20 protein-coding genes, 1 tRNA gene and 1 pseudogene are annotated in these 25,925 nt (G+C 45.5%); 9 read left to right on the top strand and 13 right to left on the bottom strand.

The genetic code is table 11. From position 1 onward, the window contains the following. Nucleotides 1–115: 115 nt before the first annotated feature. Complete coding sequence (locus tag M5J74_RS25530) at nt 116–1,531, top strand: glycosyltransferase family 2 protein (protein WP_015156811.1); 1,416 nt, start codon at nt 116–118, stop codon at nt 1,529–1,531. 77 nt (nt 1,532–1,608) lie between these two features. Here M5J74_RS25530 and M5J74_RS25525 read toward each other — a convergent pair whose 3' ends face one another. Continuing rightward, a complete protein-coding gene (locus tag M5J74_RS25525) occupies nt 1,609–3,654 on the bottom strand; it encodes a DNA polymerase III subunit gamma/tau (RefSeq protein ID WP_250014022.1) in 2,046 nt (681 codons plus the stop codon). Between the two features lie 249 nt (nt 3,655–3,903). After that, a complete protein-coding gene (locus M5J74_RS25520; protein ID WP_015156809.1) occupies nt 3,904–6,000 on the bottom strand; it encodes a thioredoxin domain-containing protein in 2,097 nt (698 codons plus the stop codon). Nucleotides 6,001–6,293: 293 nt separating this feature from the next. On the opposite strand from M5J74_RS25520, the gene clpP reads away from it, so the two are divergent. Continuing rightward, nucleotides 6,294–6,902, top strand: coding sequence for an ATP-dependent Clp endopeptidase proteolytic subunit ClpP (clpP, locus tag M5J74_RS25515; RefSeq protein ID WP_106171151.1), 609 nt, complete (start codon nt 6,294–6,296; stop codon nt 6,900–6,902). A gap of 32 nt (nt 6,903–6,934) precedes the next feature. On the opposite strand, the gene M5J74_RS25510 is transcribed toward clpP, so the two are convergent. After that, nucleotides 6,935–7,876 carry a hypothetical protein gene (locus M5J74_RS25510; RefSeq protein WP_250014020.1) on the bottom strand — a complete coding sequence of 314 codons (942 nt, stop codon included), beginning with the start codon at nt 7,874–7,876 and terminating at the stop codon, nt 6,935–6,937. 10 nt (nt 7,877–7,886) lie between these two features. Then, entirely contained in the window at nt 7,887–8,054 is a 168-nt protein-coding gene (locus M5J74_RS25505; protein WP_250014018.1) for a hypothetical protein, read from the bottom strand. A 555-nt stretch (nt 8,055–8,609) separates the two neighbouring features. Between M5J74_RS25505 and M5J74_RS25500 the strand changes: the two genes are divergently transcribed. From M5J74_RS25500 to M5J74_RS25490, 3 genes are all read left to right on the top strand, one after another. Next, nucleotides 8,610–10,934, top strand: a complete 2,325-nt coding sequence (locus M5J74_RS25500) for a ribonuclease R family protein (RefSeq protein ID WP_106217837.1) — start codon at nt 8,610–8,612, stop codon at nt 10,932–10,934. Further along, nucleotides 10,924–11,538 (top strand): flavin prenyltransferase UbiX, encoded by a 615-nt coding sequence (locus M5J74_RS25495; RefSeq protein WP_015156804.1) that lies wholly within the window; start codon nt 10,924–10,926, stop codon nt 11,536–11,538. Before M5J74_RS25500 ends, M5J74_RS25495 begins: the two co-directional genes overlap by 11 nt. A 173-nt stretch (nt 11,539–11,711) precedes the next feature. Further along, complete coding sequence (locus M5J74_RS25490; protein ID WP_250014016.1) at nt 11,712–12,593, top strand: LapA family protein; 882 nt, start codon at nt 11,712–11,714, stop codon at nt 12,591–12,593. Between the two features lie 17 nt (nt 12,594–12,610). Here the strand turns inward: M5J74_RS25490 and M5J74_RS25485 are convergent, their stop codons facing one another. The 3 genes from M5J74_RS25485 to M5J74_RS25475 all read right to left on the bottom strand — a co-directional run bounded on the left by M5J74_RS25485 (nt 12,611) and on the right by M5J74_RS25475 (nt 14,364). Beyond that, entirely contained in the window at nt 12,611–12,835 is a 225-nt protein-coding gene (locus M5J74_RS25485) for a hypothetical protein (protein ID WP_250014014.1), read from the bottom strand. A gap of 292 nt (nt 12,836–13,127) precedes the next feature. Further along, the gene (locus M5J74_RS25480; protein WP_015156801.1) at nt 13,128–13,433 is read right to left on the bottom strand and encodes a hypothetical protein; all 306 of its coding nucleotides are present in this window, start codon (nt 13,431–13,433) and stop codon (nt 13,128–13,130) included. A 22-nt stretch (nt 13,434–13,455) separates the two neighbouring features. Then, nucleotides 13,456–14,364, bottom strand: coding sequence for an alpha/beta fold hydrolase (locus tag M5J74_RS25475; RefSeq protein ID WP_106168786.1), 909 nt, complete (start codon nt 14,362–14,364; stop codon nt 13,456–13,458). Nucleotides 14,365–14,724: 360 nt separating this feature from the next. Here M5J74_RS25475 and M5J74_RS25470 point away from each other — a divergent pair. From M5J74_RS25470 to fba, 3 genes and pseudogenes are all read left to right on the top strand, one after another. After that, a pseudogene (locus M5J74_RS25470) lies at nt 14,725–15,251 on the top strand (GNAT family N-acetyltransferase). A gap of 146 nt (nt 15,252–15,397) precedes the next feature. After that, nucleotides 15,398–15,469 (top strand) — tRNA-Lys (locus tag M5J74_RS25460). A 228-nt stretch (nt 15,470–15,697) separates the two neighbouring features. Further along, nucleotides 15,698–16,777 (top strand): class II fructose-bisphosphate aldolase, encoded by a 1,080-nt coding sequence (gene fba / locus M5J74_RS25455; RefSeq protein WP_106168787.1) that lies wholly within the window; start codon nt 15,698–15,700, stop codon nt 16,775–16,777. 89 nt (nt 16,778–16,866) lie between these two features. Here fba and M5J74_RS25450 read toward each other — a convergent pair whose 3' ends face one another. The 4 genes from M5J74_RS25450 to M5J74_RS25435 all read right to left on the bottom strand — a co-directional run bounded on the left by M5J74_RS25450 (nt 16,867) and on the right by M5J74_RS25435 (nt 22,597). Next, on the bottom strand, nt 16,867–17,679 hold the full coding sequence (locus M5J74_RS25450; RefSeq protein ID WP_127022923.1) for a carbon-nitrogen hydrolase family protein: 813 nt from the start codon (nt 17,677–17,679) through the stop codon (nt 16,867–16,869). Between the two features lie 377 nt (nt 17,680–18,056). Then, nucleotides 18,057–19,829, bottom strand: coding sequence for a M61 family metallopeptidase (locus tag M5J74_RS25445; protein WP_250014008.1), 1,773 nt, complete (start codon nt 19,827–19,829; stop codon nt 18,057–18,059). 180 nt (nt 19,830–20,009) lie between these two features. Next, on the bottom strand, nt 20,010–21,281 hold the full coding sequence (locus tag M5J74_RS25440) for a hypothetical protein (protein ID WP_250014006.1): 1,272 nt from the start codon (nt 21,279–21,281) through the stop codon (nt 20,010–20,012). A 131-nt stretch (nt 21,282–21,412) separates the two neighbouring features. Beyond that, a complete protein-coding gene (locus tag M5J74_RS25435; protein WP_106168177.1) occupies nt 21,413–22,597 on the bottom strand; it encodes a HetZ-related protein 2 in 1,185 nt (394 codons plus the stop codon). A gap of 809 nt (nt 22,598–23,406) precedes the next feature. Between M5J74_RS25435 and upp the strand changes: the two genes are divergently transcribed. Beyond that, the gene (gene upp, locus M5J74_RS25430; protein ID WP_015156791.1) at nt 23,407–24,042 is read left to right on the top strand and encodes a uracil phosphoribosyltransferase; all 636 of its coding nucleotides are present in this window, start codon (nt 23,407–23,409) and stop codon (nt 24,040–24,042) included. Nucleotides 24,043–24,081: 39 nt separating this feature from the next. On the opposite strand, the gene M5J74_RS25425 is transcribed toward upp, so the two are convergent. Together M5J74_RS25425 and M5J74_RS25420 are read right to left on the bottom strand one after the other, a co-directional pair. Beyond that, entirely contained in the window at nt 24,082–25,011 is a 930-nt protein-coding gene (locus M5J74_RS25425) for an ABC transporter permease (RefSeq protein WP_106217843.1), read from the bottom strand. Nucleotides 25,012–25,159: 148 nt separating this feature from the next. Further along, nucleotides 25,160–25,705, bottom strand: coding sequence for a superoxide dismutase family protein (locus M5J74_RS25420; RefSeq protein ID WP_106168179.1), 546 nt, complete (start codon nt 25,703–25,705; stop codon nt 25,160–25,162). Nucleotides 25,706–25,925: the final 220 nt, after the last annotated feature.

Raw genomic sequence — 25,925 nt, 5'->3', positions numbered from 1 at the left:
TGGAAGTCGGGGCTAAGAGGTGAAATGCCGAGATGGGTATAAATGTCAGATACAATAAGACTGCAAAGCCACTGATGGCGCAAACAATTACTGGTGTTCGATCGAGTAGTGACCTATGCCAGCCAATTCATGGTCTGAAAATGATTCATATGACGAACTAGACGCACTGAGCGCTTTCTTGTCAGACCTGTCAGATGCAGAAGAATCTGTAGAAACGTTGCCAGCAACGTCGCTGCCATCTCTGTTCCAAGGTCGCAGGCGCAAAGCCGCAGTTGTTTTAGTTACGATCTGGAGCAGTACTATTGCCCTGCATTTAGTTTCTTGGGGAGCATGGTTTGTACTTGGTCTAACTACGTTGTTTGGGATTCATGCCCTGCGGATAGTCTTAGCTCGACCGCGCCAGCAGGCAGAATTAGTTAGTGATGAAGCACTGGCAACGGCTCCTTTTATTTCCCTGCTTGTGGCAGCCAAGAACGAAGAAGCAGTAATCGGCAATCTTGTCAAGATACTTTGCAATCAAGATTATCCAAATGACAAGTACGAAGTTTGGGTGATAGACGATGATAGCACCGACAACACGCCAAAAATCCTATCACAACTGGAGCAGGAATACGACTGCTTGAGAGTATTGCATCGCCAGACTGGAGCAACTGGTGGCAAGTCAGGAGCGCTAAATCAAGTCTTGCCGCTGACTAAAGGTGAGATTTTAGCAGTATTTGATGCTGATGCTCGCGTGACTCCCGACCTACTCAAACAAGTTCTGCCTCTGTTTGCAGAAAAAAAGGTAGGAGCCGTACAAGTGCGCAAGGCGATCGCCAATGCCAGCGAAAATTTCTGGACGCTGGGACAGCAAGCTGAAATGGCTTTGGATGCCTACGTACAGCAGCAACGACTTGCAGTTGGCGGACTGGGTGAACTACGAGGGAACGGTCAATTCGTCCGTCGTGCAGCTTTGCAGCGCTGCGGTGGCTGGAATGAGGAGACAATCACCGATGACCTCGATTTGACATTCCGCTTGCACCTAGATCGGTGGGAAATTGAGTTTCTACCTTATCCAGCAGTGGAGGAAGAAGGTGTAACGACAGCACTTGCCCTATGGCATCAGCGTAATCGTTGGGCAGAAGGCGGCTATCAGCGTTACCTAGACTACTGGCGACCGATCCTGAGCAACCGCATGGGAACTCAAAAAACCTTTGACATGTTCATGTATCTGCTAATTCAGTACTTATTACCCGCTGCCCAGGTTCCCGATTTGTTCATGGCGATCGCCCGCAATCGTTTGCCTGTATTTAGCCCGCTGACAGGTTTAGCCATGTCAATGTCTATGTTGTGGATGTATCAAGGGCTAAAGCGGTTTCATCCAGATGGAAAGCTGCGTTTATCAACGCTGTTGATGCTGCTACTTCAAACCATGCGCGGTACTATTTATATGTTTCACTGGTTAGTGGTGATGCCCAGTATCACTGCGAGAATGTCCGTTCGCCCTAAACGATTGAAATGGGTTAAAACTGTTCATCAGGGTAAGAGTTAGGATTTGGTAATAAGGTAATAGGTAATAGGTAATTGGTTGTCTTTCCACGCAACACTCACCACGTACCACTTACCACACTAAAAATCAAGATCGGAGTCTTCGGCAGTATCACTATCTTCCCACTCTGGAACAGTGGCAGATGAGATACTGCTGATGTCTGTAGATGAGGTAAATTCTGTACTGTCACCGATCGCCTCACCATTGAAAGATTTAGCAAAGCGTTGAACTACAATATCGAACTCGCTAATTTCTAGTTGTCCGACTGGAGTGGAAGTCGTGGGAGTCACCGGATCTCCAGTTGCGGCTGCTGAGATTGGTGTTTTCGCAGAGCCATCCTGAAAGGCGGTTGCTGATTGGGAGTTTGAGACTGGAGCAGCTGGCTGAGCCATACTTACTCCAGTTGTATACTCGATCGCGGGAGCAGTGCCATTCGTATTATTGTTTTTCGTTTCAAGTGCGCTGCTATTAGCTGGAGCAATCTTAGCCACAGTCAAGGTTGCCTCGCGAACTTCCTTCGGCATCGCGGCTAATTCTAGCTGTACCTGAACTTCTTGTCCGAATGCCGAGAGAAAAGCAGCTTTGATATTTGGCACGTAAGCTTTAGCGCGATCGCGCCAAGCCGGAGATTTCATGCCAATCCGAGCAATACCAGCTTCAAATTGAATCAATCGTCCCATTTGCTTGAGCAATGCTTGAGTCGAGTGCGGTTGCAAGCAAGCAAGTACCTGAAGCCAAACTTCCTCATTAGAAGAATTTGGAGTTTGGAATTCGGAATTCGGAAGTGAAGATTCTTGAGTGCTGGTAGTTGTTGGTTGTTGATTGGTAGTTGTTGGTTGGTAGTTGTTGGTTGTTGGCTGTTGGTTGTTGGCTGTTGGTTGGTGGTTAGAAAGTGGTGCGTGATGCGTGGTACGCTCAGGAATAGGGTGTGGGGTCTGGGGTGTGGGGTGTGGAGTTGAATTGCGAATTGCTCCCTCAGCTCCCTCAGCTCCCTCAGCTCTCTTGCCCCTGCTCCCTGCTCCCTGCTCCCTAAGTGAAGCAGATGGCAACAATCCCAATAAGCTGACTTCTAGCCATAAGCGGGGCTGGGTTGTATTTTTGATTTGGGCTTCACTTTTAGCTAAGTGCTGTTGTCCTACCAAGATATTAGAAATATCCCAAACTTTAGCTTGCGTGCAAAGCGCATCCCATGTTGCAGGAGTAACGGCGATGAGATCGTTACGGTTGGGCGCGGTTTTAGCCACAAGTAAATCACGATAGAAACCTGCCAAGTTTTGCAGCAGCGTTAACGGTTCCCTACCCCGATCCATAATTCGACGCACGGCATCGAGTAATGCTTCTGGTTGATTCTGTGCGATCGCCTGTAAAATCTCTAGCAAGTCTGGCTCGGCAACAGAACCGACTAAATCCCAAATTCGCTCTACAGTCACGACTCCAGCTAATAAGCTCAACTGATCGAGTAAACTTTCGGCATCCCGCAACCCCCCCTGGGCAAAGGATGCAACTAAATGTATGGCTTCTGGGGTAATATCAATGCTTTCTTTAGCTGCGATCGCGCTTAAATGCCCTATCATCGCGTCTAGCGGAATGCGGCGGAAATCAAACCTTTGGCAGCGCGAAATAATTGTTGGTAATACCCGTTGGGGATCGGTGGTAGCTAGGACAAATACGACGTGTGCTGGTGGTTCCTCTAAGGTTTTCAGCAGGGCATTAAACGCTGCCGTACTGAGCATGTGGCATTCGTCGATTGCGTACACTTTGTAACGACACTGGACGGGGGCAAATTGGGCGCGTTCGATCAGTTCTCTAACATTATCTACGCCCGTGTTACTAGCAGCATCGATTTCAATCACATCTAGAGTCGCACCTTTAGCAACTCCTTGACACACGACACAGACACCACAGGGTTGAGCTGTTGGTTTGTTGCTATTGAGGCAGTTCAGCGATTTTGCTAAAATCCGAGCGCTAGAGGTTTTTCCCGTCCCCCTCGGACCCGTAAATAAATAGGCAGGGGCGATTTTCTGTCGCTCGATCGCATGAGTTAATGTAGTCGCGATCGCCTCTTGACCTACCAAATCGGCAAAAGTCTGAGGGCGATATTTATGGTGTAGCGGCTCGTAAGACATTGATTTGAAACTCTTCCCTACCACTGGGTAAATAGTACTAATGCACTATTTAGAACCCCATCTATAGTATGGCAGAGGAAGTATATCTCCTAAAGAAACGAAATTATATTCTATTAAGCTGGACGATTAGAAATCGCGTCTATACAAGCAAAACCCGCAGCTGCAGGTTTTGTAAATCCTCGACTTTACTATTAGTTCGCCCAGGCGGACTTGATTTGTGTAGCTGCGCCTTTCATTCGCACTATTTTCCTACATCCCTCTCATCTGGCTTTGTTGAATCTGTTGTTGCATTTTTTCTAAGGTTTCGGCAGGTGCAAGACAAGTCAAACCCTTACAGACTAGACCAACACTGGAATCTGGTAAGTTATCTGCTTGGGTCAGTACGGCAGCAGGAAGATACTGTGTTAAAAATGTCTCAATTTGCTGTTGTGAAGTCCGAATCGTCGTACAGTGAGAATACCAATCAAAAGCAGTGAATAGACTGGGGCAAGCTTGTGGGTGTTGGTGCATGGCACTGCTAAAAGCCTGTAAACCTTGCTCGGCGCGATCGAGATAAGTTAGATCTTCCGTCAGTAGAGCTAACCGCACGAGATTGGCGATCGCTACTCCATTCGCCGCCGGAGTCGCATTATCCATATAGCTGCGTTCTCTAATAATTAACTCCTGACTCGCATCTTTAGCGGTATTGAAATAGCCTCCTAGTTCTACACTCCACAAAAGTTCATCAAACTCTGTTTGAACTGCGATCGCTTTTTCCAACCAATGTAGAGACGTTACATGTAACGTCTCCACATGTAACGTCTCTACAAGTGATGCCTGATGTAAATCCAACAATGCTTTGATAAATTGGGCGTAATCTTCCGACTGCGCCATCACAGCAGCCTTACCATCATAATTCAGCCGATGAAAACGCCCGTCTACCCACTGATTTTCTAAGATGAAGTTTGCTGCACGAACAGCCAAATCTAAATAATCATTTTGTTGGAATACGATAGCAGCTCTTGCTAAACCTGAAATCATCAAACTATTCCAGGCAACAATCATTTTGGTATCGGTGACAGCCGGAATTCTCCCCGCCCAAGTTTGAGTTTTTGCTTCTTGGTTATTTCTAGCAGGAGGGAAAATCTCTAATTCTTCAACTGTAGAACCGTAGCGCACTTGAAACAGTTTTTTCAAAGCTGATTCTACTGTCTCACTTAAAATACCAACTTGGCGGCGTTGTAAAACATTTTTGCCTTCAAAATTGCCTTGGGGAGTGACGGTAAATTCTGCCTGTATTGCAGTTAATTCTTCTGAAGTTAGGATATTCTCTAATTCGCTGTAACTCCAAACGTAAAACGCTCCTTCCTCTGGCTCTGCTTCTTCTGGATGTATAAAACTATCAGCATCTTGAGCGGCATAAAAATAGCCTTCAGGAGCCGTCATTTCTCGTTGCAACCATTTTACAGTCAGCGCGATCGCCCTTTCAAAAGCTGGTTCTTTGACTCCCGCACTCCACAAATTTGCTAAATACTCGACAATTTGCCCGTTATCGTAGAGCATCTTTTCAAAGTGGGGGACTGTCCAAGTCGGATCGACAGTGTAGCGATGGAAGCCACCCCCTACGTGGTCGTAAATTCCTCCCAAAGCTAAATCGATACCACGCTGAGTACAAGATTCTGGGAGATTGTAGCGAAAATTATCTTTCCAGACGGGCAAGAAACGCCACCCCCGTAAAGCTAAGTCAGCATAAGGAATCATGGGAAATTTAGTTCCGTAGTCGCCACCTGTAATAATTCCCGTACTGGTTTCAATTCCTTGACGCAGTAATGCTGAATTTAAAGGCTGGGTATTGGGGAGAATAGCAGCTTGCTGGATAGCTTCGAGAATTGCTTCCTGGCGCGATCGCAGATCCTGTTTTTCGGTATCGTAATAACGGCGCAGCGCTTGCAGAACCTGTAAAAATCCTGGTCTACCGTATCGCGGTTCTAAGGGAAAATAAGTTCCACCATAAAATGGAACTAAATCTTCTGGCGCGAGAAAGATATTTAAAGGCCAACCCCCTTGTCCAGTCATCATCTGCAAGGCTTGCATGTAGATACTGTCAATATCGGGACGTTCTTCTCGATCTACCTTAATTGGCAAAAAGTTAGCATTCAAGTATGCTGCCACGGCAAGATCGGAAAAAGCTTCTCCCTCCATGACCGTACACCAGTGACAGCTAGAATAACCAATCGACAGAAAGATCGGCTTATTTTCTGCTTTTGCCTTTGCCAAAGCCTCATCACACCAGAACCACCAATCAATCGGGTTTTCAGCGTGCTTGCGGAGATAAAGGCTTTGAGTTTGAGCCAAGCGATTAGTCATGGTTAAATTGTGGTTGCCTTCACTGCCAGTCTATCGAAAAGGAGCGAGGAGTGAGGAGCAAGGAGTGAGAGAAGGATAGATAGACAAGGTGACAAAAGAAACAAGGCGACAAGGCAAACAAGGCGGACAAGGGAGAAATTCGATCTAAAATCCAAAATTTAAAATTTCCCTCACTCCTCACTCCTCGCTCCTCACCCCTTCTTAAAAATTTAAAATTTCCTTCACTCCTCACTCCTCGCTCCTCACCCCTTCTTAATAGATAAAATGAAGAAAACTCACAACAGACTAACCGAATGATTCCTATTGTTATCGAACAATCTGGACGCGGGGAACGCGCTTTTGATATCTACTCTCGCTTGCTGCGGGAACGGATTATCTTTCTAGGACAAGCCATTGATTCTAACTTGGCTAATTTGATTGTCGCCCAGTTGTTGTATTTGGATGCTGAGGATGGCGAGAAAGACATCTATCTCTATATCAACTCTCCTGGTGGCTCGGTGACGGCGGGAATGGGTATTTTTGATACGATGAAGCACATTCGCCCCGATGTTTGTACTATATGTACGGGATTAGCAGCCAGTATGGGGGCTTTTCTACTCAGTGCTGGCATGAAAGGAAAGCGCATGAGCCTGCCAAATTCGCGAATCATGATCCATCAACCTCTCGGTGGCGCGCAGGGACAAGCCACTGATATTGAAATTCAAGCTAAAGAAATCTTGTACCACAAGCGGAAGTTGAACGAGCATTTAGCCGAACATACAGGTCAACCGCTAGAAAGGATCGAGCAAGATACAGAGCGAGATTTCTTTATGTCGCCCCAAGAAGCGATGGATTATGGTTTGATCGATCAAGTTATCGACAAGAAAGCTGTTGGTAGACGACCGATGGCAGCGGTTGGCTAGATTGTTTTGTAGAAACGCGCAACTGCGCGTTTCTAGCTTACACCAATGCGATCGCGCTCGGTTTGCAAATAGTCCAAAAATCCCTGTAATTCCCGCTCGGTCAATTGATGCCGCTTATTCTTGCTATATTTTGCTTGCAGGTATTTAGGACCTTCTTTAGCATCCCATCCAAGTTCCTGTAGCTCTTTGACGGCTTGAGTTGTTTGACTATATAACTCCAAATAGCGATTGAAGTCCCGTGCTTGTAGGGCTGTTAACTCGTAGCGCGACCCTTTACCGTAGTTAGTTTCCAAACATTCGCGTTCGTCATTTGCCTTCAGCTTTGCTTCCTTCAGTTTGACCTCAATCTTTTGTAATTCCGTAGCTAAGTCCGCAGATGATTGAGTTTCTTCTCTTGTTGTATCATCTGCGATCGCTAGAGATTCATAATTAGAGGACAAATCTGCGCTTTCATAATTGTCTTTGGATAAAGGCGGTTTACTGCTACTAGCAGCGAATAAGTCAGCAGCAAAATCTCCGCCAAAAATATCTGTTTCCAGTGATGGTTCGGAATTGGTGGCTAACGATTTACTGTTGCCTCTACCACCAGTACTGATGGAAGTCGATTTTTGTTCTTTTGTAAGGGGTTCTAATTCTGGCGTGTAGCTAAAATCTAACTGCGATTCAGTAGGAGTAGGAGGACTAGAAGAACTGCTGGGTTCAGATAGAGATGCAGCTGGTTGCGCCACGGGTATTTCTGGTGGCGTAGGTAATGCAGAAATTGTTTGATTTTTTGGGGCAATTGGGGCGAGAAAATTGTGGTTGAAACAAGCGATCGCTCTTTCTCTCGCCTTATCTTCTGCTGCTTCCAGCGTTTCTGCTGTTGCCATCCCAGTAGCACGAACAATACCATCAACCTGTACCGCTACCCGCACGACAAACTTACCCTGATAAATTGTCAATAACTCTGAAATTAAGCTTTTGTCATTTGTCATTTGTTATTCGTCATTCGTTGTTTGTCAGGAGCCAGGAGTCAGAATTCAGGAGCCAGAATGAGAAGAATATATCAAAATTCTCCCTTGTCTCCCTTGTCTCCCCCCTCTCCCTTGTCTCCCCCCTCTCCCTTGTCTCCCTTGTCTCCATTGTCTCCCCCTCTCCCTTGTCCCAAGACACTCTAGCCCCTAGCCCCTTTCCTATATGTCGCTTGTTTCCTAAAATAGAATGGGGATAGCCAATTTTAGTAGATGGCGTACTGCTTACTCAAATGTTACCGACTTTTTGAAGAGAGTGTAACAAAACTGAGTAAATGGTATTCCAACTCAATCGGGCAAATCCTACTGCATCACAAGTGTTACATCTTTTGACACTTCAATCCTCGTTATCTCACTGCCTAGCTGCGATTTACTTGTGGCTATATATCCGTTGGTGAGAGGCAACCGACTCGCACGCAGCATTACTACATCCGTTGTGTAGAGTATAGACCTTGATGATGCAACCCTCTCGCCTTTCCTAGTAACAAAGGTTATTTTGGGAGTTGGGTGAGATACTGCTGTTAGAAGTCCCAACTGTTTCACCCTACCAAAGCCAAAGTTGCGCCCAGTGGTAAAGATCTGGCTAATGGTAGAGATAAAAGGAAAAAGCGTATTTTCCACAGGCAGGAAGAGATAGCTAACTGCCTAACCCAGACAACAAGAAGTATGATATTTTGACCGGAGGTCGGCTCGCTACATGGAGTTTTCAATCGCTACACTACTAGGTAATTTCACAAGTGATAAATTAGTTGCAGCAAAAGCCCTAGAAAAAAAACTAGATTATCAAGACGAAAGTAGTATTCAAAGGTTATTTATTGCCCTAGACGTACTGGAAAAAATCGGTGTTTTGGTTAAGGAACACGGTAAGTATCGTCGGGTAAGAGAAGAAGGAACAATTGAGGCTAAACTTCGTTGTTCTAGTAAAGGCTTTTGCTTTGCAATTCAAGAAGCTGAGGGAGCAGAAGATATTTACATTCGCGAAAGTCATCTAAGTAATGCTTGGAATGGCGATCGCGTTTTAGTGAAACTGACGAAAGAAGGTAGCCGTCGTCGCAGTCCCGAAGGCGAAGTCCAACTCATTTTAGAACGGGCAAATCAAAGTCTGTTAGCAAGAATCAAGCAAACAGATACTAATTTTAGAGCTGTTCCTCTAGACGATCGCCTCCTATTTGAAATCGAACTGCAACCCGACGGTCACGACTTAGCACAAGCGATTGACTATTTAGTACATGTAGAAATCCTCCGCTATCCCATTGCCCAATATCCTCCTTTAGGCAGAGTGGTACAAGTTTTAGGCAGCGATGCCGAAGCCGCCTCAGATGTAGAGTTGGTGTCGTGCAAGCACAACCTACCCCGTGCCTTTTCCTCATCCGTGCTTGAAGCAGCGGTCGAATTACCAGCTCAAATTAGCCGCAAAGAATTCAAAACTAGAAGCGATCTGCGTCCGCTCCTCACCTTAAGTTTCCGAGAGTCAGCGGACGATACGACCTATGTTGAAAATGCTTTTACTTTGGAAAAAACGACGACGGGACAGTGGCAATTAGGCGTTCATACTGCCGATCTTGCCTACTTTATCGATCCAGATACGCCTTTAGATCGTGAAGGGTTGAAACGTTCCAGCAGCGTTTACCTGGGAGAAAAAATTCTGCCTTTATTCCCCGATGCGGTGGCGCAACGGAGTGCATTCGAGCCAGAAAGCGATCGCCGTGCCATTTCCGTTCTGCTAACTTTGGATGCAGCAACCGGACAAATTGTGGAGTTTGAAATTCAACCGAGCGCGATCCAAGTCGATTACCAACTTGATGCTGAAGTTGTAGAGAATATTCTCAGCGATCGCAGTGCAGAACTAGGACTACCAGCCGCAGTGGTAGAAAAAGTGGGGCAGCTAGCAGTATTAAGCAAAGCCTTACAAGAGCAAAGACAAGCTAGAGGTAGCTTTGCCCTCAATTTACCACCTCGTCAGTACTCCTACTACGACGAAGGCAGGTTAGGAGTTCTGACTCAAGGAGAACCCAAACTCTCCGAATTGGTCACTGAGTTGTTGTTATTAGCAAATCAAGTTGTTGCCGAGCATCTAAACGCTTTGGGCGTACCTGCGATTTATCGCATTCAACCGCCTCCCGATGTCGAAGACGTGCAAGAAACAATCAAGCTAGCAGCTAACTTAGGAGTAGAGCTGGGCTTAGATCGAGAAGATGCCGTCCATGCAGGAGACTACCAAGAATTTACCGAGCAGTTTGCGCGATCGCCCCAAGCAGAACAAGTCTTGACTTATTTGTTACGGGATACGCTAAAGCCGAGTGCCTACAGCAGTAAATTCCAGCCATACTTTAGCTTAGCTCTACCTGGCTACACCCACTCTCACGCTCCCTTGCGGCGGTTTGCCGATCTAATCGTTCAGCGAGTTTTACATACAATATTCGAGCAAGGGCGCGATCGCCGGACTACACGGGCAAAAGACAGCATAAATTTACGTCATAGCTCCTCTCATGGCAAAATTGGCTGGAACGTCTTGCCTCCAGAAACGCAGCAGGAGCTAGAAGTTTATATTGCAGGTGCGATCGCGCAGTTGAACGAGCGAGACAAGGAAGTTCAGGAAGCCGAAGACGATTTAGTTGGGTTACAAAAAGCTCAACTGATGAAACAGCGCATCGGCGACGTGTTTGAAGGCATTATTACCGGAGTCCAGTCCTACGGCTTTTTCGTGGAAATAGAAGTCTCCGACACTAAAGGCAGAACGTTGCGAGTTGAAGGCTTAGTCCACGTCAGTTCTCTCAAAGATGACTGGTACGAGTATCGCGGCAGACAACAAGCTTTATTTGGGCGGAAAAACCGTGCTGCATATCGTTTAGGCGATCGCGTTTCCGTACAAGTCAAGAGCGTAGACTACTACCGCCAGCAAATCGACTTAGTGACAGTCAACGGCGATCGAATGCTTAGTGGCGATCGGCTAGAGGACACCTCACCCCTCGATAACGACTTGAGCGACGACTCAGATACGTATTTTGACGATGAGGAATAATCTACCGCTGATCCTGGGCGTCAGCGGGGCATCAGGATTAATTTATGCCGTCCGAGCGGTGAAATATCTCTTGGAGGCAGACTACGAGATCGAGCTAGTTGCCTCCAAATCAGCCTACATGGTTTGGCAGGCGGAACAAAATATTCGGATGCCTGTAGAACCCTTGCAACAAGAGCAATTTTGGCGACAGCAGGCAAGGGTAGAATCTCTAGGAAAACTCCGCTGCCATCCTTGGGGAGATGTAGGCGCTAACATTGCCAGCGGCTCGTTTCGTACGCTAGGCATGATAGTCATGCCTTGTAGTATGAGTACGGTAGCAAAGCTTGCCAATGGTTTGAGTTCCGACTTGCTCGAACGCGCTGCTGATGTCCAGTTGAAAGAAGGGCGCAAGCTGATTGTCGTGCCTAGAGAAACCCCCTTTAGTCTGATTCACCTCCGCAACCTCACCACGCTAGCAGAGGCAGGCGCTAGAATTGTGCCAGCAATCCCTGCTTGGTATCACAATCCAAAAACTGTCGAAGACTTAGTGGATTTTGTCGTTGCTCGTACCTTAGATCAACTCGATATCGACTGCATTCCAATCGAACGATGGCAAGGACGATAATAGGGAGTAGGTAGCAGGGAGTAGGGAATAGGGAAGTTAAAAATTAAAACTTAAAAGGAGCCAGTGTGTTGGGCGGCTCTGCCGACAGTCCCGCAACTGGCGTTCAAAATTAACTGCTTCCTTGTCTTCCTTGTCCCCTTGTCTTCCTTGTCCCCTTGTCTCCCCTCAAAATTATGGCTGCCATCCGCTTCTTTCTTTTATTGATATTACTGGGAGGTCTGACGGTACTGCTGGTGCAAAACTGGACACCAGTACTGTCTTTGGTATTTTTAGGCGGACAAACTCAGGCATTACCTTTGTCAATCTGGATTTTGTTTAGTGTTGCTGCTGGTGCAATAACCTCAATATTCATTGCCAGTTGTTTTCAAATCGCTAGCTATTTTGCCCAACCGAGAGCGAAAAAGCAGCGCCGTCGAGCCGCAAAAACTTCGACTCGGTTTGCTTCAGAAGAGAAAAATCCTAACAAAACGCCAGACCCTCCTAAAACAAATACCTACAGCTATACTGCTAGTTCTCCACGACCAACTCAACCATCCGTGCAAGAATCGGACGGATGGGACACTACAGCTAATGACGATTGGAACTTTACTGAAGATACAGAACCCGCCACGCAAGATCCCCCCGATCGCCAAGAGTATACCGATCGCGCTGTTGCGGACAGAAAACGCAGTAGCAACCTTGATGATGACTGGGATTACGTTCCTCAAGACACTCAGCGTCAACCCCAAGAGCGGCAAAAAAACTATGCTAGCGATGAGACCAATCACCTAACTAGCAATGATGCTGACGAACCTAATGAACCCAAAAGTAGCGATCGCTCTGCTTCAGTTTACTCCTATAGCGCTCGCGAACCAAAAAATTCAGGTATAGGTAGAACCGAATCAGTCTATGATGCCGAGTACCGCGTTCTTACCCCACCCTACAAACAACAAAATACGTCTTCGCCACCACCCAGTAACCGCCCTCAAAATAACGATGACGATGATTGGGGATTTGTGGATGACGAAGACTGGAAGGTGGATAACGAGGACGATTCGTCCCGTTCAGAAAAATAATTTAGCGCCAGACTTAGTTACGTCCGTGATGCGATCGCTACGCTCAAGTGCCTTCGCTTTAGCCGCTCCCGCGATTCCTGTGTAACCCTGCCTTGCATAGCGGCTTCCTGCAATCGCATGAAAGCCAGAAAATCTTCTTGTCCGTAGTGATGTGACATCAGATAACGCAATTTCTCTTCAGCTTCCAATGTCAGATATCCAGTTTTAATTGCCTGGAGAGCTAGGTCGCGAATTTCAGCCATATTCAACTCCTCATGCACCACAATCGGGAAGCTTGCTTCCCATTTATCAATCCTAGACTTTACAAGTCTACATATAGTTTCGGTTAACTTAAAGAAAATTTTATACTATGTTGCGTTTTCTTATGGTAACTATACCAACATTATACTCTCAAAGCTTACTACTAAACTTCTTTGAGTAGTTGACTTTATAGTTACAGAGTAATAAAAATCGATAGTCGATCGGTAGTTAGTTGTCAGTGACTAGCAGCTAGTATCAGTGGCTTGAAGAATCTAGTTACCTGATACCTAGTCACTAGACACTTAAGTTGTCTCCTTTGCCCTCTTCTAACTGCCAGTTTGCCAACAACTGTTGTATTCTTAGCCGTTCGATATAAGGCCAACCGCCCGTAGTTTCAACGTCTTTTAGTAAAGCGTAAAGTGCTTGACGATTATCTGGCAAAGATTCTTGAAATAAACCATCCCGAATTTCCCGATGCAATTGCTCTAACTGTCGCAGTAAGGCTAAAAGAGCGAGATTATCTCCCCGACACTTATCGGCTAAACTCAAGACGATAATAGCAATTTGCTGTAACTCTGACTCTTCTAGCTGCCAATTCATGCTGTTTTGGAGGGGGTGAGGACTATTTGTACTGCGTCACTATAGCTCGAATTTGCTCGGCGACCATATCTGTTTGTTCTAACATTGCCAAATGTCCGCATTCAGGAATTTCGATCGCATTTTCGCCACAGGCTTGAAACAAGGGGTGAAAACTGGCAAGATGGCGGACGTATTTTGGTTCCATAATCTTGTCTTTGTCTCCTGCCAGAAAATAAACTGGTTGTTGGAGTTGTGACACGATCTGTGGTAAGCGATTAATTTCAGTCTCCGTAGTAGAGTCTAGAAGCGCTCCTAGAGCTGCTTCTGGATGAGCGATCGCTAGATCGACAATGCGCTGACGACCCCACGAGCGGGCGATCGCCCTGGCGACATTTGCCCGCGTCATCCATAAATCGACTAACGGTAATAAAGGCAACCAACGGGGACGAAGTTTCACCAACTGAGTCCCAACAGCGCGAAATTGCTCGAAAGATTCCTTCAGATAAATTCCGCCACCAGCATTCACGCAAATGACCCCCTGTACGGACTGGGGCATTTGCTGAGCCGTCCAGAGCGCGATCGTCCCACCAAGGGAGTGACCGATCAACCAAGCGCTGGAAATGTTAAGTTCCTGCAATAAACATTTCAAATCGCGAGCATAAGCAGTGGGTGAATAGGGAGAATTATCTTCTTTTGTAGCATTGGAGCCATTTAACGCCAGATCCCGAGTATCTGCTTCAGCCTTCTCTTGAGAAGAAATGGCGTGAGATTGACCAAAGCCACGCAAATCGTAAGATAAACATTGATAGTCTACTGCCAGCCTTTCAATCAGAGGTTGCCAGTAGGCACGGCTGAGAAGCCAACCGTGAACGAATACCAAAGCATGGGGAAAAGTCGTCGGTGCAGTCAACTCGTAAACGTGACGCACTCCCGCAATCTCTATGGTTGCCATGCTTCTATCCTAGCCTTAACGCTACCTCAGCAGTTGTAGAGTTTATCTTTACTTCTTTCTTTTGACAGGACGCTTGCCCTAGAAGTTTCCTTCTTGCCACTTGCCGCTTGCCTCTTACCCCTAATTCCTTTAAGGTGCTAAAGTTAAAAATGGCTGGTTATGAGTAAGCTAGTTGTACTTCAACTCTAATTCTGTGTCTCTCATACTAGGGCATTCATTTGACAACCAAACTGTCGCTTGAATCGGGTGGTGGGAAAGTAGACGTTAGAACTTGGGTAAGAACAGCGAAACTAGAAAAACTAGAAGTATCATACTAGTTCGTGTAGTCAATATCGTTTCTATCTCATAAATTGCATTGGCATGGGTTTTTGGAAAGGCTGGTTTAGCGGTTCTGAAACTGCTACCGGAACCAAGACAGCGCCAGTAGAGGAGGAAGCCGTCGAATCTATGGGCTTTTCTGCTCTAAATGGTGAAAGTATTGTTTTTAGCACCGATCGCAACATCGACCTTTACGAGTTGGAAGAACTTTGCGATGCTGTCGGTTGGGCGCGTCGTCCTCTCCGTAAGGTTAAAAAAGCGATTCAGCACAGCTTTCTCGTCGTGTCGATGTGGCAAGTACGAGGAACTCAGCGAAGGCTAATTGGATTTGCCCGTGCTACTTCAGATCATGCCTTCAACGCTACTATTTGGGATGTCGTCGTGCATCCTAGCTTTCAGGGAAAGGGCTAGGTAAGGCATTGATGAAATACGCAATTAAAAAACTTCGTGCTGAGGACATCAGCAACATTACTCTGTTTGCCGACCCCCACGTGGTAGATTTTTATCGGGGTATGGGTTTTATGACCGATCCTGAAGGGATTAAGGGGATGTTTTGGTATCCCAATTAGCTAGGGAAGGGAGTAAGGAGCAGGGAGTAGGGAGTAGGGGAGAAAATTTTTTTCTGGCAACTGGCGCGAAATGTAGTGACTTTGACTAAGTGCTTGCATAAATCCAGGAGCCTCTGATAAACTAGTAAAGTTGCAAAAACGCAAAAGGGTCGCTAACTCAACGGTAGAGTACTCGGCTTTTAACCGAATAGTTCTGGGTTCGAATCCCAGGCGACCCATATTTTTAACTCGATATGTTTGTTTAGCGTTCAAGTCACAGTAGACGCTGGACAAATTGGCTTTGGCTCCAAGGTAGCAATAAAGCGATCGTGGTGAAGGTATCCCAGCACCTTACCTCATCTCTAAATCTAAGTCTCTAGTAATGATCTGAAATTTATCTTAAGATTAGCGTAATAAACACGCTTGTTCAAAGCAACTAGCTGATAACAAAACTAGGAGGACATTGTATGGCGCTCGTACCAATGCGGCTGATGTTGGATCACGCGGCAGAGAATGGATACGGCATTCCAGCTTTCAACGTGAATAACATGGAGCAGATCCAAGCAATCATGCAGGCTGCTAAAGAAACAGACAGCCCCGTGATTCTACAAGCCTCTCGTGGCGCTCGTAAGTATGCAGGTGAAAACTTCCTGCGTCACCTAATTTTGGCAGCAGTAGAAACTTATCCTTATATTCCTATTGCCATGCATCAAGATCATGGTAACGAGCCTGCTACTTGCTATTCAGCAATCAAAAATGGCTTTACCAGCGTCATGATGGATGGTTCTCTAGAAGCTGATGCTAAATCCCCAGCTAGCTATGAATACAATGTCAACGTTACCCGCGAAGTTGTAAAAGTAGCTCACGCTCTAGGCGTTAGCGTAGAAGGCGAACTCGGTTGCTTGGGTTCTTTAGAAACTGGCATGGGTGAAGCTGAAGACGGACATGGTTTTGAGGGTAAGTTGTCCCACGATCAATTGTTAACAGATCCAGATCAAGCAGTTGATTTCGTAGAGCAAACTCAAGTGGATGCTTTGGCAGTGGCAATTGGAACCAGCCACGGCGCTTACAAGTTTACCCGCAAGCCAACAGGTGAAATTTTGGCGATTAGCCGCATTGAAGAAATCCACCGTCGTTTGCCCAACACTCACTTGGTCATGCACGGTTCTTCCTCAGTACCCGAAGACTTACTGGCTCTAATCAACCAGTACGGCGGAAAAATTCCCGAGACCTACGGCGTGCCAGTAGAAGAGATTCAAAAAGGAATCAAGAGTGGAGTACGGAAGGTAAATATCGATACCGACAACCGCTTGGCAATCACTGCTGCGGTACGGGAAGCTCTAGCTAAAGATGCTAAAGAATTTGACCCCCGCCACTTCCTGAAGCCTTCCATCAAGTACATGCAAAAAGTCTGTGCCGATCGCTATCAGCAATTTAGCGCTGCTGGCAACGCTAGCAAGATCAAGCAAATTTCTACCGATGATTTTGCTGCTAAGTATGCTAAGGGCGAATTAAACGCTATCACCAAAAAGGCTGCAACCGTGTAATTCAATACAACGTTGCCAGACAAGCGTAGGGTGGGCATTGCCCACCTTACATTTTTGCTTATGCGATCGGTCGTTGATGCAATGACTAGTTAAACAAATACCCGATGCTGTAACGAAGGCATTTGGCGGCGAACTTGTTCGAGACGAACGGGATTAATTTCCGCGATCGCCACTCCTGGGCGATCGCCTGCATCGGCTAAAATAACTCCCCAAGGATCGATAACCATTGCATGTCCGTGAGACTGACGTAGGGCGTAATGTTTCCCTGTCTGCGCGGGGGCAAGAATATAACAAGTATTTTCAATTGCTCTAGCTTGTAACAAGATTTGCCAATGGTCTTTCCCAGTGTATGCCGTAAAAGCCGCTGGGATAAACATCACATCGGCTCCCTTGTATGCTAAGTGGCGGTAGAGTTCGGGAAAGCGGACATCGTAGCAAATGGAAAGCCCTAGATGACCCAATTCTGTAGAGGGATAAACCACTGGTAACTGCGTTCCAGCTTGTACGGTACTGGATTCGTGGTAAGTATTGCCATCAGGTAAGTTGACATCAAATAAGTGTACCTTTTGATAGCAGGCGAGTTCTTCCCCACTTGGTCCAATCAGTAAGGCTGTATTGTAAACTTTGCGATCGTCAACTGGTACGGGAAACCCGCCGCCGAGAATTGTTACCTGAAACCGTTGCGCGACAGTTCGGAGAAATTTTTCGCTTTTCGAGGCGATCGCTGCTGCTTGGGCAATTTTATCCTCTTCTCGTCCCAAATAGGAGAAGTTTTCCGGCAAGGTGACCAACTCCGCGCCTTGACGGACGGCAAGTTCGATTAATTCTTCAGCCTGTACCAAATTTTTTTCTAGGTCAGGCACGCTAGTCATTTGAACGGCAGCAGCGAGATAAGACTTCATGTATATTCCGATAAGACAATCTGAAGTAGATTATTAAAAATATATCCTTCAATAGTGCCTTTCGCGTATCTCAGAAAAGTTCTGTTCTTCTCCTGTCCCCTGTCTTCTGCTAAGGACAGAGCGCTATTAACCAACAACAGGTTAAGTCCGTGCTGTTTGAGTTTGTTGCTCCCAAAACTTATTAACTAGGATAACAAGGGAACTCAAGAATGTGCCGCTACCACTTTGAGAATTGGGTAGAGTGCTGTCGGCTTTCGATCTACAATAGCTTTGACATACTCCCCAGCACAGCAGGACGCGGCTTTAAACCGATTCTCTTGGTAACAGTGCAAAAGGCTGCTCGAACTTTGAAACAGCCTTTCTTTAAAGAGGAGATATTAACAGCGACTCCCAAGCCATCCCTCATAGTTGTGTTTTTGAGTCAGAGAGGGATTTTCTACTGGAACAACCTGATAGCGACTGGGACGAGGAGCAGCTAAAGTCACAGTATGAGTACATAGTTCTTCTTGATGGAAAACTGTAACTTCGATCGCGTCTCCTGGTTGGTAATCTCGCAGGCGATCGCTCAGATTATTTGCTGTTGCTTTTAAGCCATCAATTGCTAGTAATTCATCCCCAGGCTCGATTCCGGCTCGCTGCGCTGGTGCATCGATCTCTACAAATTTAATCGCGTCCTTGCCATTTTCTGCTTGCACTTTCATACCTATATAAGGTAAGAATTCCTCATCTTCTGCGACTAATTTCAATCCAAAGGGTTCGAGATAACGATCGAAAGGTAATTCTTCCGTACCATCAACGTAGCGTTTAAAGAAATCATCTAAACTTGTTCCAGCCACAGATTCAATAACTTGTTTTAACTGTGGGGGAGTAAAACCAATTTCATCCTTGCCGAATTGCTCCCACATTTGACGCATTACATCATCTAGCGATCGCCGATTTTGATGTTTCTCTCGGATCGATAAATCGAGTAAAAGCGAGACTAATTCCCCTTTTAGATAATAGGAAATTTGGGAATTGTTAGTATTATTGTCGTAACGATACAGCTTAATCCAAGCATCAAAGCTCGACTCAGAAGCAGGCTGTACGAGTCGTCCTGGCGTAGTTTGTAAGCGAGTAATTTCCTTACTCAAATTCTTCAAATAAGTCTTATCGTTATAAATACCCGCCCGTAAGGGAATAGCTAAATCGTAATAGCTAGTCGTCCCTTCACAAAACCACAGCGACGGCGTGTAATTTTCGTTATCATAATCGAAAACTTCTAATGCTTTTGGACGAATTCGCTTGACATTCCAGAGATGAAAAAATTCGTGAGCAACAAGTTGCATGAAGCGCTCGTACTTGTCGCGATCGCGAAATCCAAAGCGAGAATAAATCAACGAGCAAGCAAATTTATGCTCTAACCCGCCATTATTTTGCGATGCTAGATGCAACAAAAATATATATTTGTCGTAAGGTAAACCACCAAATAGTTCTGCTTCCACCTCGATAATCTTTTTAATATCGGGAATCATCTTGGCAGCATCGGCATTACCTTTACCCCAAATTGCCAGTTCGTGCGACTTACCCAGCACCTCAAACTGATGCGATTGGTGACAGCCAATTTCAAACGGACTGTCTACCAACGTATCAAAATCTGTGGCAGTAAACGTGTTAGTTTGCCCCGCTACTGCTGGTAGAGGAGTCGTGACGCGCCAATCCGATCTCGGTGGTGCGATCGCGACTTGGATCGGTTGCTGTTCTAGTCCTGGGAGGCGAAAGAAGATAGCCGCACCGTTAAAATAGCCGTGAGTTGCATTGAGGTGATTCGTCCGTACTGATAGCTCGTTAGCATGGATGCGGTAACGTACAGTAATGTCAGGGCGATCGCCTGTTTCTACTTGCCAGTGATTTTTACTTAACTTCTGCCACGCTAAAGTCTGTTCTCCCGCGCTGGCAGAAAAATCTTGTAGATGTTTGGCATATTCTCGCACCAAGTAAGAACCTGGTGTCCACACTGGCATTTTTAAATCTAATACTGGCAATTTCCAACCGCTTAAATGCAAAACAACCTCAAACAGATGATTTTCTGGTTGAGGCATGGCAACTTGATAATGAATTGTTGGTGTAAAGCTAGAAATCTTACCAACTTGAGTTAATGTAGCTTCAGTCATCAATGGTAGTGAGTTGTTGGACTTAGGATAAATCTAACAACTCTTTAGTGGTTGTTGGTTGATTGACTGTAGAGAGTGACTAGTGAGGAGTGGCTAGTGGAACCAGAATTGCTCCCCCCCTCTCCCTTGTCTCCCCTTCTCCTGAAGCTCCTGAAGCCCCCTGCTCCCTCATAATGCAGGTCACTGCTTCAGCTGTTCCAATTGCCGCTCTACGTTTTCGATGATTTGATTGAGAGCGAGGAGAGATTGGTATCGTTCGCCATGTTCTTCAGCGTCGATGCTAGCTCGTTCTTGCAGTTGGCGCAACTTTTTCTGAAGCTGGTTGGCGATCGCCATTGCGTCGCGGCTCAAAGTATCTATTTGTTGTTGTTGATAAAACTCTAAGGCTTCTCCGCGCAAAACTTGTAAAGTTGCTTGTTCGCCGTTGCTACCTGGCATGACGCGCAGGCGCAATAATACTCGTTCGCCATGATAAAAACGCTCGATCTCTACCTGTTTTGCTTCCTTCGCTGGCGCAAGAGGCATGTGCGTCAATTCTTTCAGTTGTTCGATCGCGTCCTGAAACAGCTTTGCTGGAACCTCTGTTAGCACGCACTGCAAGTTTCCATCTTGGCTACACACGATCCGCCCTTGCTGTAGCGACTTACGCTCGAAATAAAGCCGTCCAATGCCTTTTTCTAAAACCCGTCCGAGTAATTCTCGTACGAGTTTCTTGGGAGGTAGGGTTTTGAGGGACTCGACTGAGTTAGTAGAGTAACTAGCTGGTACTTTAATCGCCGACAAACCTGATGGAGTTGGGTTGGCTGGAGATTTTTGCTGGGACTTTGGCGTTCCGATCCCGCCTAAACCAGATGGTTTAGCAGCAGTTTGTTGAGATTGTGCCGATTTAATTCCACCTAAACCAGAATGTCTAACAGCAGATGGTTGGGATTGCGGTGTCTTAGTTTCACCCAATCGAGAAGGTGTGGGTTGTGGCGTTTGTGGCTGAGAAGTCTTCCGGGCTGCAATATTTTCTCGCTCGTCAGCTAAAATAAGCGTCGGTTTGTCATTCGGGCTGAGTCCTGTTGGTTTCTCGGTTGTAGGTTTAGCAGCAGACGCACCAGGATATCCCGCAGCAATGGAGTGCAGCTTATCTGAGCTTAAATCGTTGTTTTTTGAGCGATTTAAGTAGGCTGACATGAGCTGGCGGTGGTCTTCTGAGTCGAGCGCCTGGGGGACTAAAGTATATTTTAAATATGCAGCGATCCGTTCGACGTATTCTATGGCAGCAGTATCGTCTAGATTTACCATTCCCAAAATCAGATTTTGTCCCTCTACAGCTACAGGCAAAACTTGATGATATAAGCAAGCTTCAAAAGGCAGCATTCTATCAATGAGGCTGTAGATTTGCTCAGTATTCAGTTGGAATCTACCGCTTGCTGGCTCATCATTTTGGGAATGAGATTCTACCATAAAATTAGAATATTTTTCTGTATACTAAACTCTAATATATTCGCGTTCAGTGAAAACACGCAACGGTTAAGTACTTTAGTTTACAGAGATTTGAATGGAGAAACGGAAATAATAAGTTGAGGTGAAATTCCTCATGCTTGGCTGCGCATTTCTTGAGCTATCAAGTAGAGTTTACCCCATTCAGTCATAACCTGATGGCTCTTTAAATTCAAGGTTTTCGCAATTTCTTCATTATTCTGATTCGCTTTTTTCAACTGGACGATTTGTTGTTGAATTGGAGTTAATTGCTTTAAAAAGTCTTCCCACTGGTTTTGTGTCAGTCCCATATTGTGTTCTATGAGGGAAGTCTCTAGCCATTCGCTCACGAGTTCTGGTTTATGTTTGAGTCCAAATACTCGTACGGCATGGTAGTTAATTTTCTCCCGCAAACGATAGATCTCTTTAACTGAGATGTTTAACTGAGCAGCGATCGCTTCTTGCGACTTACCTTGTAAGTAAAGCTGGAGCCATTGTGCGGCAGTAGTTCCCAGATTTTCTTCGAGATAGCTAGAAAATTCTTGTTTCACTAGCTGTCGCGCGGTTTGCTGTTCTTCTAAGCTTTGTTCTTCTTGATAGTCTGCGACTGCTTTGGGATCTAACAAGCTAAAGGAGTTATCGCTATCATCGCCTAATATTTCTTCAGACAGCAGGCGTAATTTATTATTGACAGGAACTTGTGTGACTCCTCCCCGTGCCGTGCGGCGCAAATAATTGACAAAGCGATAGACCAATAAGGGTTGACTGCGGATCGGGCGCAAGCAATATTCTTCTAAACTAGCAAATAGCAGAGCGTTGCGTAATTTTAGGTCGTCCGTACACTCAGCAATCCAAGCTATTTGCTGTTGCATGTAGCGATCGCTTTGCAATAATTCTTGTAGTACTTCTTGCAATACTTCTGTAACTTGCCGCTGGCGATCGCGACTCATAGATACGAGCGTGCGAATTTTATTGCGCAACAACTCCAAACTACAAAGCCTCGTCATCAATTGACGATAGGCGCGTTCTGGTGGCATTCCCAAATAACGTTGCTTGAAGATGCGAAAGCGATATTCCATCGCTTGTTTGGCGATCGCTTGTTCGTTGGTGTTAAGTTGTTCCCAATCTTCGATCGCGTTGCCGACTAACCAACGAATGATACTCTCTCTCGTGGCATCGCTTTGTTCTGGACATTCAGTGCCTAGATGCGATCGCCAACTTTGTATCAGGTCTGTTGCCAACTTACTCATGAGATGGCACTCCTCCAATCCCTGCTTTACAGTTTGCATAACAACCTGCATTCTTCCTACCTACTACCTTTTGGAGCTGCTTGGGTTGGCAGTACGTGGTGTTTCAGGTCGTAATGATGAAACTTTCATCTCTTTTTATTCAGCAATCTTACCGACGCTGTGACTAATAGAGTGAGTTCCTAGCCAGAGAGGCATCAAACTTTACATTTGGAAGTCTTGTCAACGTTCTCCCCATGCGTGTCATGACCCTAGCTAGCCTGTCATCAGTACGAACTTCCACCCATATACTGTGAGTAGCGGTTCATTTACCCAATGGACACTTATGAACCTCTATTTATTTCTCAAGTCTCAGTACAAATATCGTGCAATAATTTATATTAATTTACATTTGCTCTCAATGGTAGGATATTTTTTAGAAATGATTGGATAAATCACTAATATAATATCAAGTAACGATGCATTAAACATACTAATTTGTCAAGATTCAATGTTGAATTTTGTCTTAAATCATCTCTTTTTCGTCTAGCTCGAAAAAATTCTGTATTTTTAACTACAGCAGAAATATTTTTGATGTATCGTTTTAGTAAAGCCGCGAAATGTTTTAGAAGGAGATTTTAGAAGGGCGATCCGAAGGATCTTATGAGTCAGTTAGTGTCTGAGTTTCATGCTCAAAAAGGAGAGATATTTTAGCTAGTAATTGCTAGATAACTGACTATTGCTCGATCGAGATTGACAAATAACTCGCAAGCGATTCTGTTGCTCTAATAGTGAATCGTTTCCAAAAAATACAGTATATGATGAAGATTGCTATATTTTCGCCAGCTATTTTAAGAAGTATTTAGCTCTATTATTGCTCCAATATGCAAGCCGAAGTTCATGCGATCGATCATCCATTAATCCAACACAAATTGACGCTGATGCGGAAAGCCGAAACTAGTACGGCAAAATTTCGCACGTTGTTAAAAGAAATCAGCTTGTTACTAGCTTACGAAGTAACGCGGGATCTACCGCTCAAAACCGAACAGATCGATACACCAATTGCCTCTACAAACGCGCCAATGCTAGCTCCCGATAAAAAGCTAGTGATAGTATCGATTTTACGGGCAGGGCAAGGAATTTTGGATGGAATGTTGGAGTTGATGCCCTCCGCACGAGTAGGACACATAGGCTTATATCGCGATCCTAAAACTTTAACAGCGATTGAGTATTATTTCAAAGTTCCCGATGAAGTGGAAAAACGAGATGTCTTAATTGTCGATCCAATGCTGGCAACCGGAAATTCAGCTATAGCCGCCGTGGATCGCCTCAAGGCTATTAACCCTAACTCTTTAAAATTTGTCTGTTTGCTAGCTGCGCCAGAAGGAATCAAACATTTCCACTCTCAACATCCTGATGTACCAATTTATACTGCGGCAATTGACGATCGCTTAGACGAACATGGTTATATCGTTCCTGGCTTGGGAGATGCAGGCGATCGCTTATTTGGCACGAGATGAAGTGTAGAGACGTTACATGTAACGTCTCTACACTGGTTGCTACTCACTTTTTTCCTTGAGATAGGGAAGACCTAAAGCAGATGGGGGAGAAGATTTTCCGGCTAAGCCGACTAGGGCGAGAAGGGCGATCGCGTAAGGTAGCATGACCAAAAATTGATAGGGAATATTAACACCCAGAGCTTGAATGCGAAGTTGGAGAGCTTCGGTAGCGCCAAATAGCAAGCAAGCCAAAGTAGTACCAATGGGATGCCATTTACCAAAAATTAGGGCGGCGATTGCAATAAAACCTTTACCGGCACTCATCCCCTCAGCAAAAAACTTGACCTGTACCAAACTTAAGTATGCTCCTCCCAACCCCGCCAAACAACCGCTGAGAATGACGCTGAAATAACGCACCAGTTGTACGGAAACTCCAGCTGTATCCGCAGCACGGGGATATTCCCCTACAGCACGCAGGGTTAAGCCAGGATGAGTGTAGAACAATAAGTAATTCGTAAATACAACCAGAAAAATAAGCAAATATACTAGAATATTTTGCGCGAATAATAGAGAACCAATTATGGGAATATTGACTAACCCAGGAATGGCGATCGCCTCAATACCTGGTAATTTCTGCGCACCACCACTAAAGATCAGCCGCGCCAGAAAAGATGTCAAGCCAGCAGCAACTAAATTAATTGCCAACCCAGAAACTAACTGATCGACACGCCAAGACACGCTCAGTAGTGCGTGCAGTAGCCCTACCATACCTCCAGCTAGAATAGCCGCTAATACGCCCAGCCAAACGTTGTTACTGTAAAATGTTGCAGCCGCGCTAGCAAAAGCACCAGCGAGCAACATCCCTTCTAAGCCAATGTTTAATACCCCAGATCTCTCTGAATAAAGACCTCCTAAAGCTGCAAATGCTAGCGGTACGGCAAGGCGTACGCTAGCAGCTAGATAATCGGCAAAGAAAGATTCATTAGTCATTTGTCACTGGTCATTTGTCATTTGGGAATAGCTAGTTTTGAACGCCAGTTGCGGGACTGTCGGCAGAGCCGCCCAACGCACTGGCTCCTTTTAACTTTTAACTTTTGACTTATTCCTTGCCAATTATCTGCTGGAGAATTAAAACAGTTTAGCTTTGTTCGATCGCGCCACAGGCAAGCCGACCACCGCCCGATTGTGCTGCCGTGCCTCCAGATATCATTAAATCGGGTAATTGGTGAACGATGATAGCGCTGCTATCTTCATCAAATAGAGAGACGGGGCTTTCGTAAAGGGTAATACGACTTGTAGCAGTTATCAGTCTGCCCTCACCTTTCTGATTAATATCTATATTTGGTAAATCTCCTAAATGATAAGGGTGATTTTCTTGGACAGGTAAGGAGCTACCGAATGGTCCTGGATCGAAATGTCCGCCAGCAGTACTAAATCGGGGTTCTGCTCCTTCATCACAAATAGCTTTTTCGTGGAAGTGAATGCCGTGTAATCCTGGTGTAAGAACGCCAGGATCTCCTTTCAGATAAAGATCGACAAGAGTAACTCCATTACTAATTTGTCGTAGCTTTAATTCTCCAGCAATATCGGGACCGAAGATCTTTGCTTTGGCAGTAATGGGGCGAGAATCCTGAGCAAAACTTCCTTTAGAGGCAATGGCGAGGACGAACATTGACACAGCCATTGCGATTAGTACAACCCTAAATCCGAATTTTCTCATATAAATTAGTTCTGAAAACAGCACGGAGAAAAGCTGCTGAAGGCGAGTTTCAACAGCTATGGCAGATTTTTGGCGATCGCAAAAAGTTCATCGAATTGAGAAACTCGATACTTTAAAAATTACTACAGGGCTGGTACGAGTTTTTACGAAGATTTTCTGAAGATTGTCAGCAAAGTTAGATAAA

This window comes from Chroococcidiopsis sp. CCNUC1, assembly GCF_023546805.1.
In the GTDB taxonomy this organism is placed as follows: Bacteria; Cyanobacteriota; Cyanobacteriia; order Cyanobacteriales; family Chroococcidiopsidaceae; genus Chroococcidiopsis; species Chroococcidiopsis thermalis.
The sequence above is the reverse complement of the archived record's forward strand: the minus strand, read 5'-3'. Positions and strand labels throughout refer to the sequence as shown.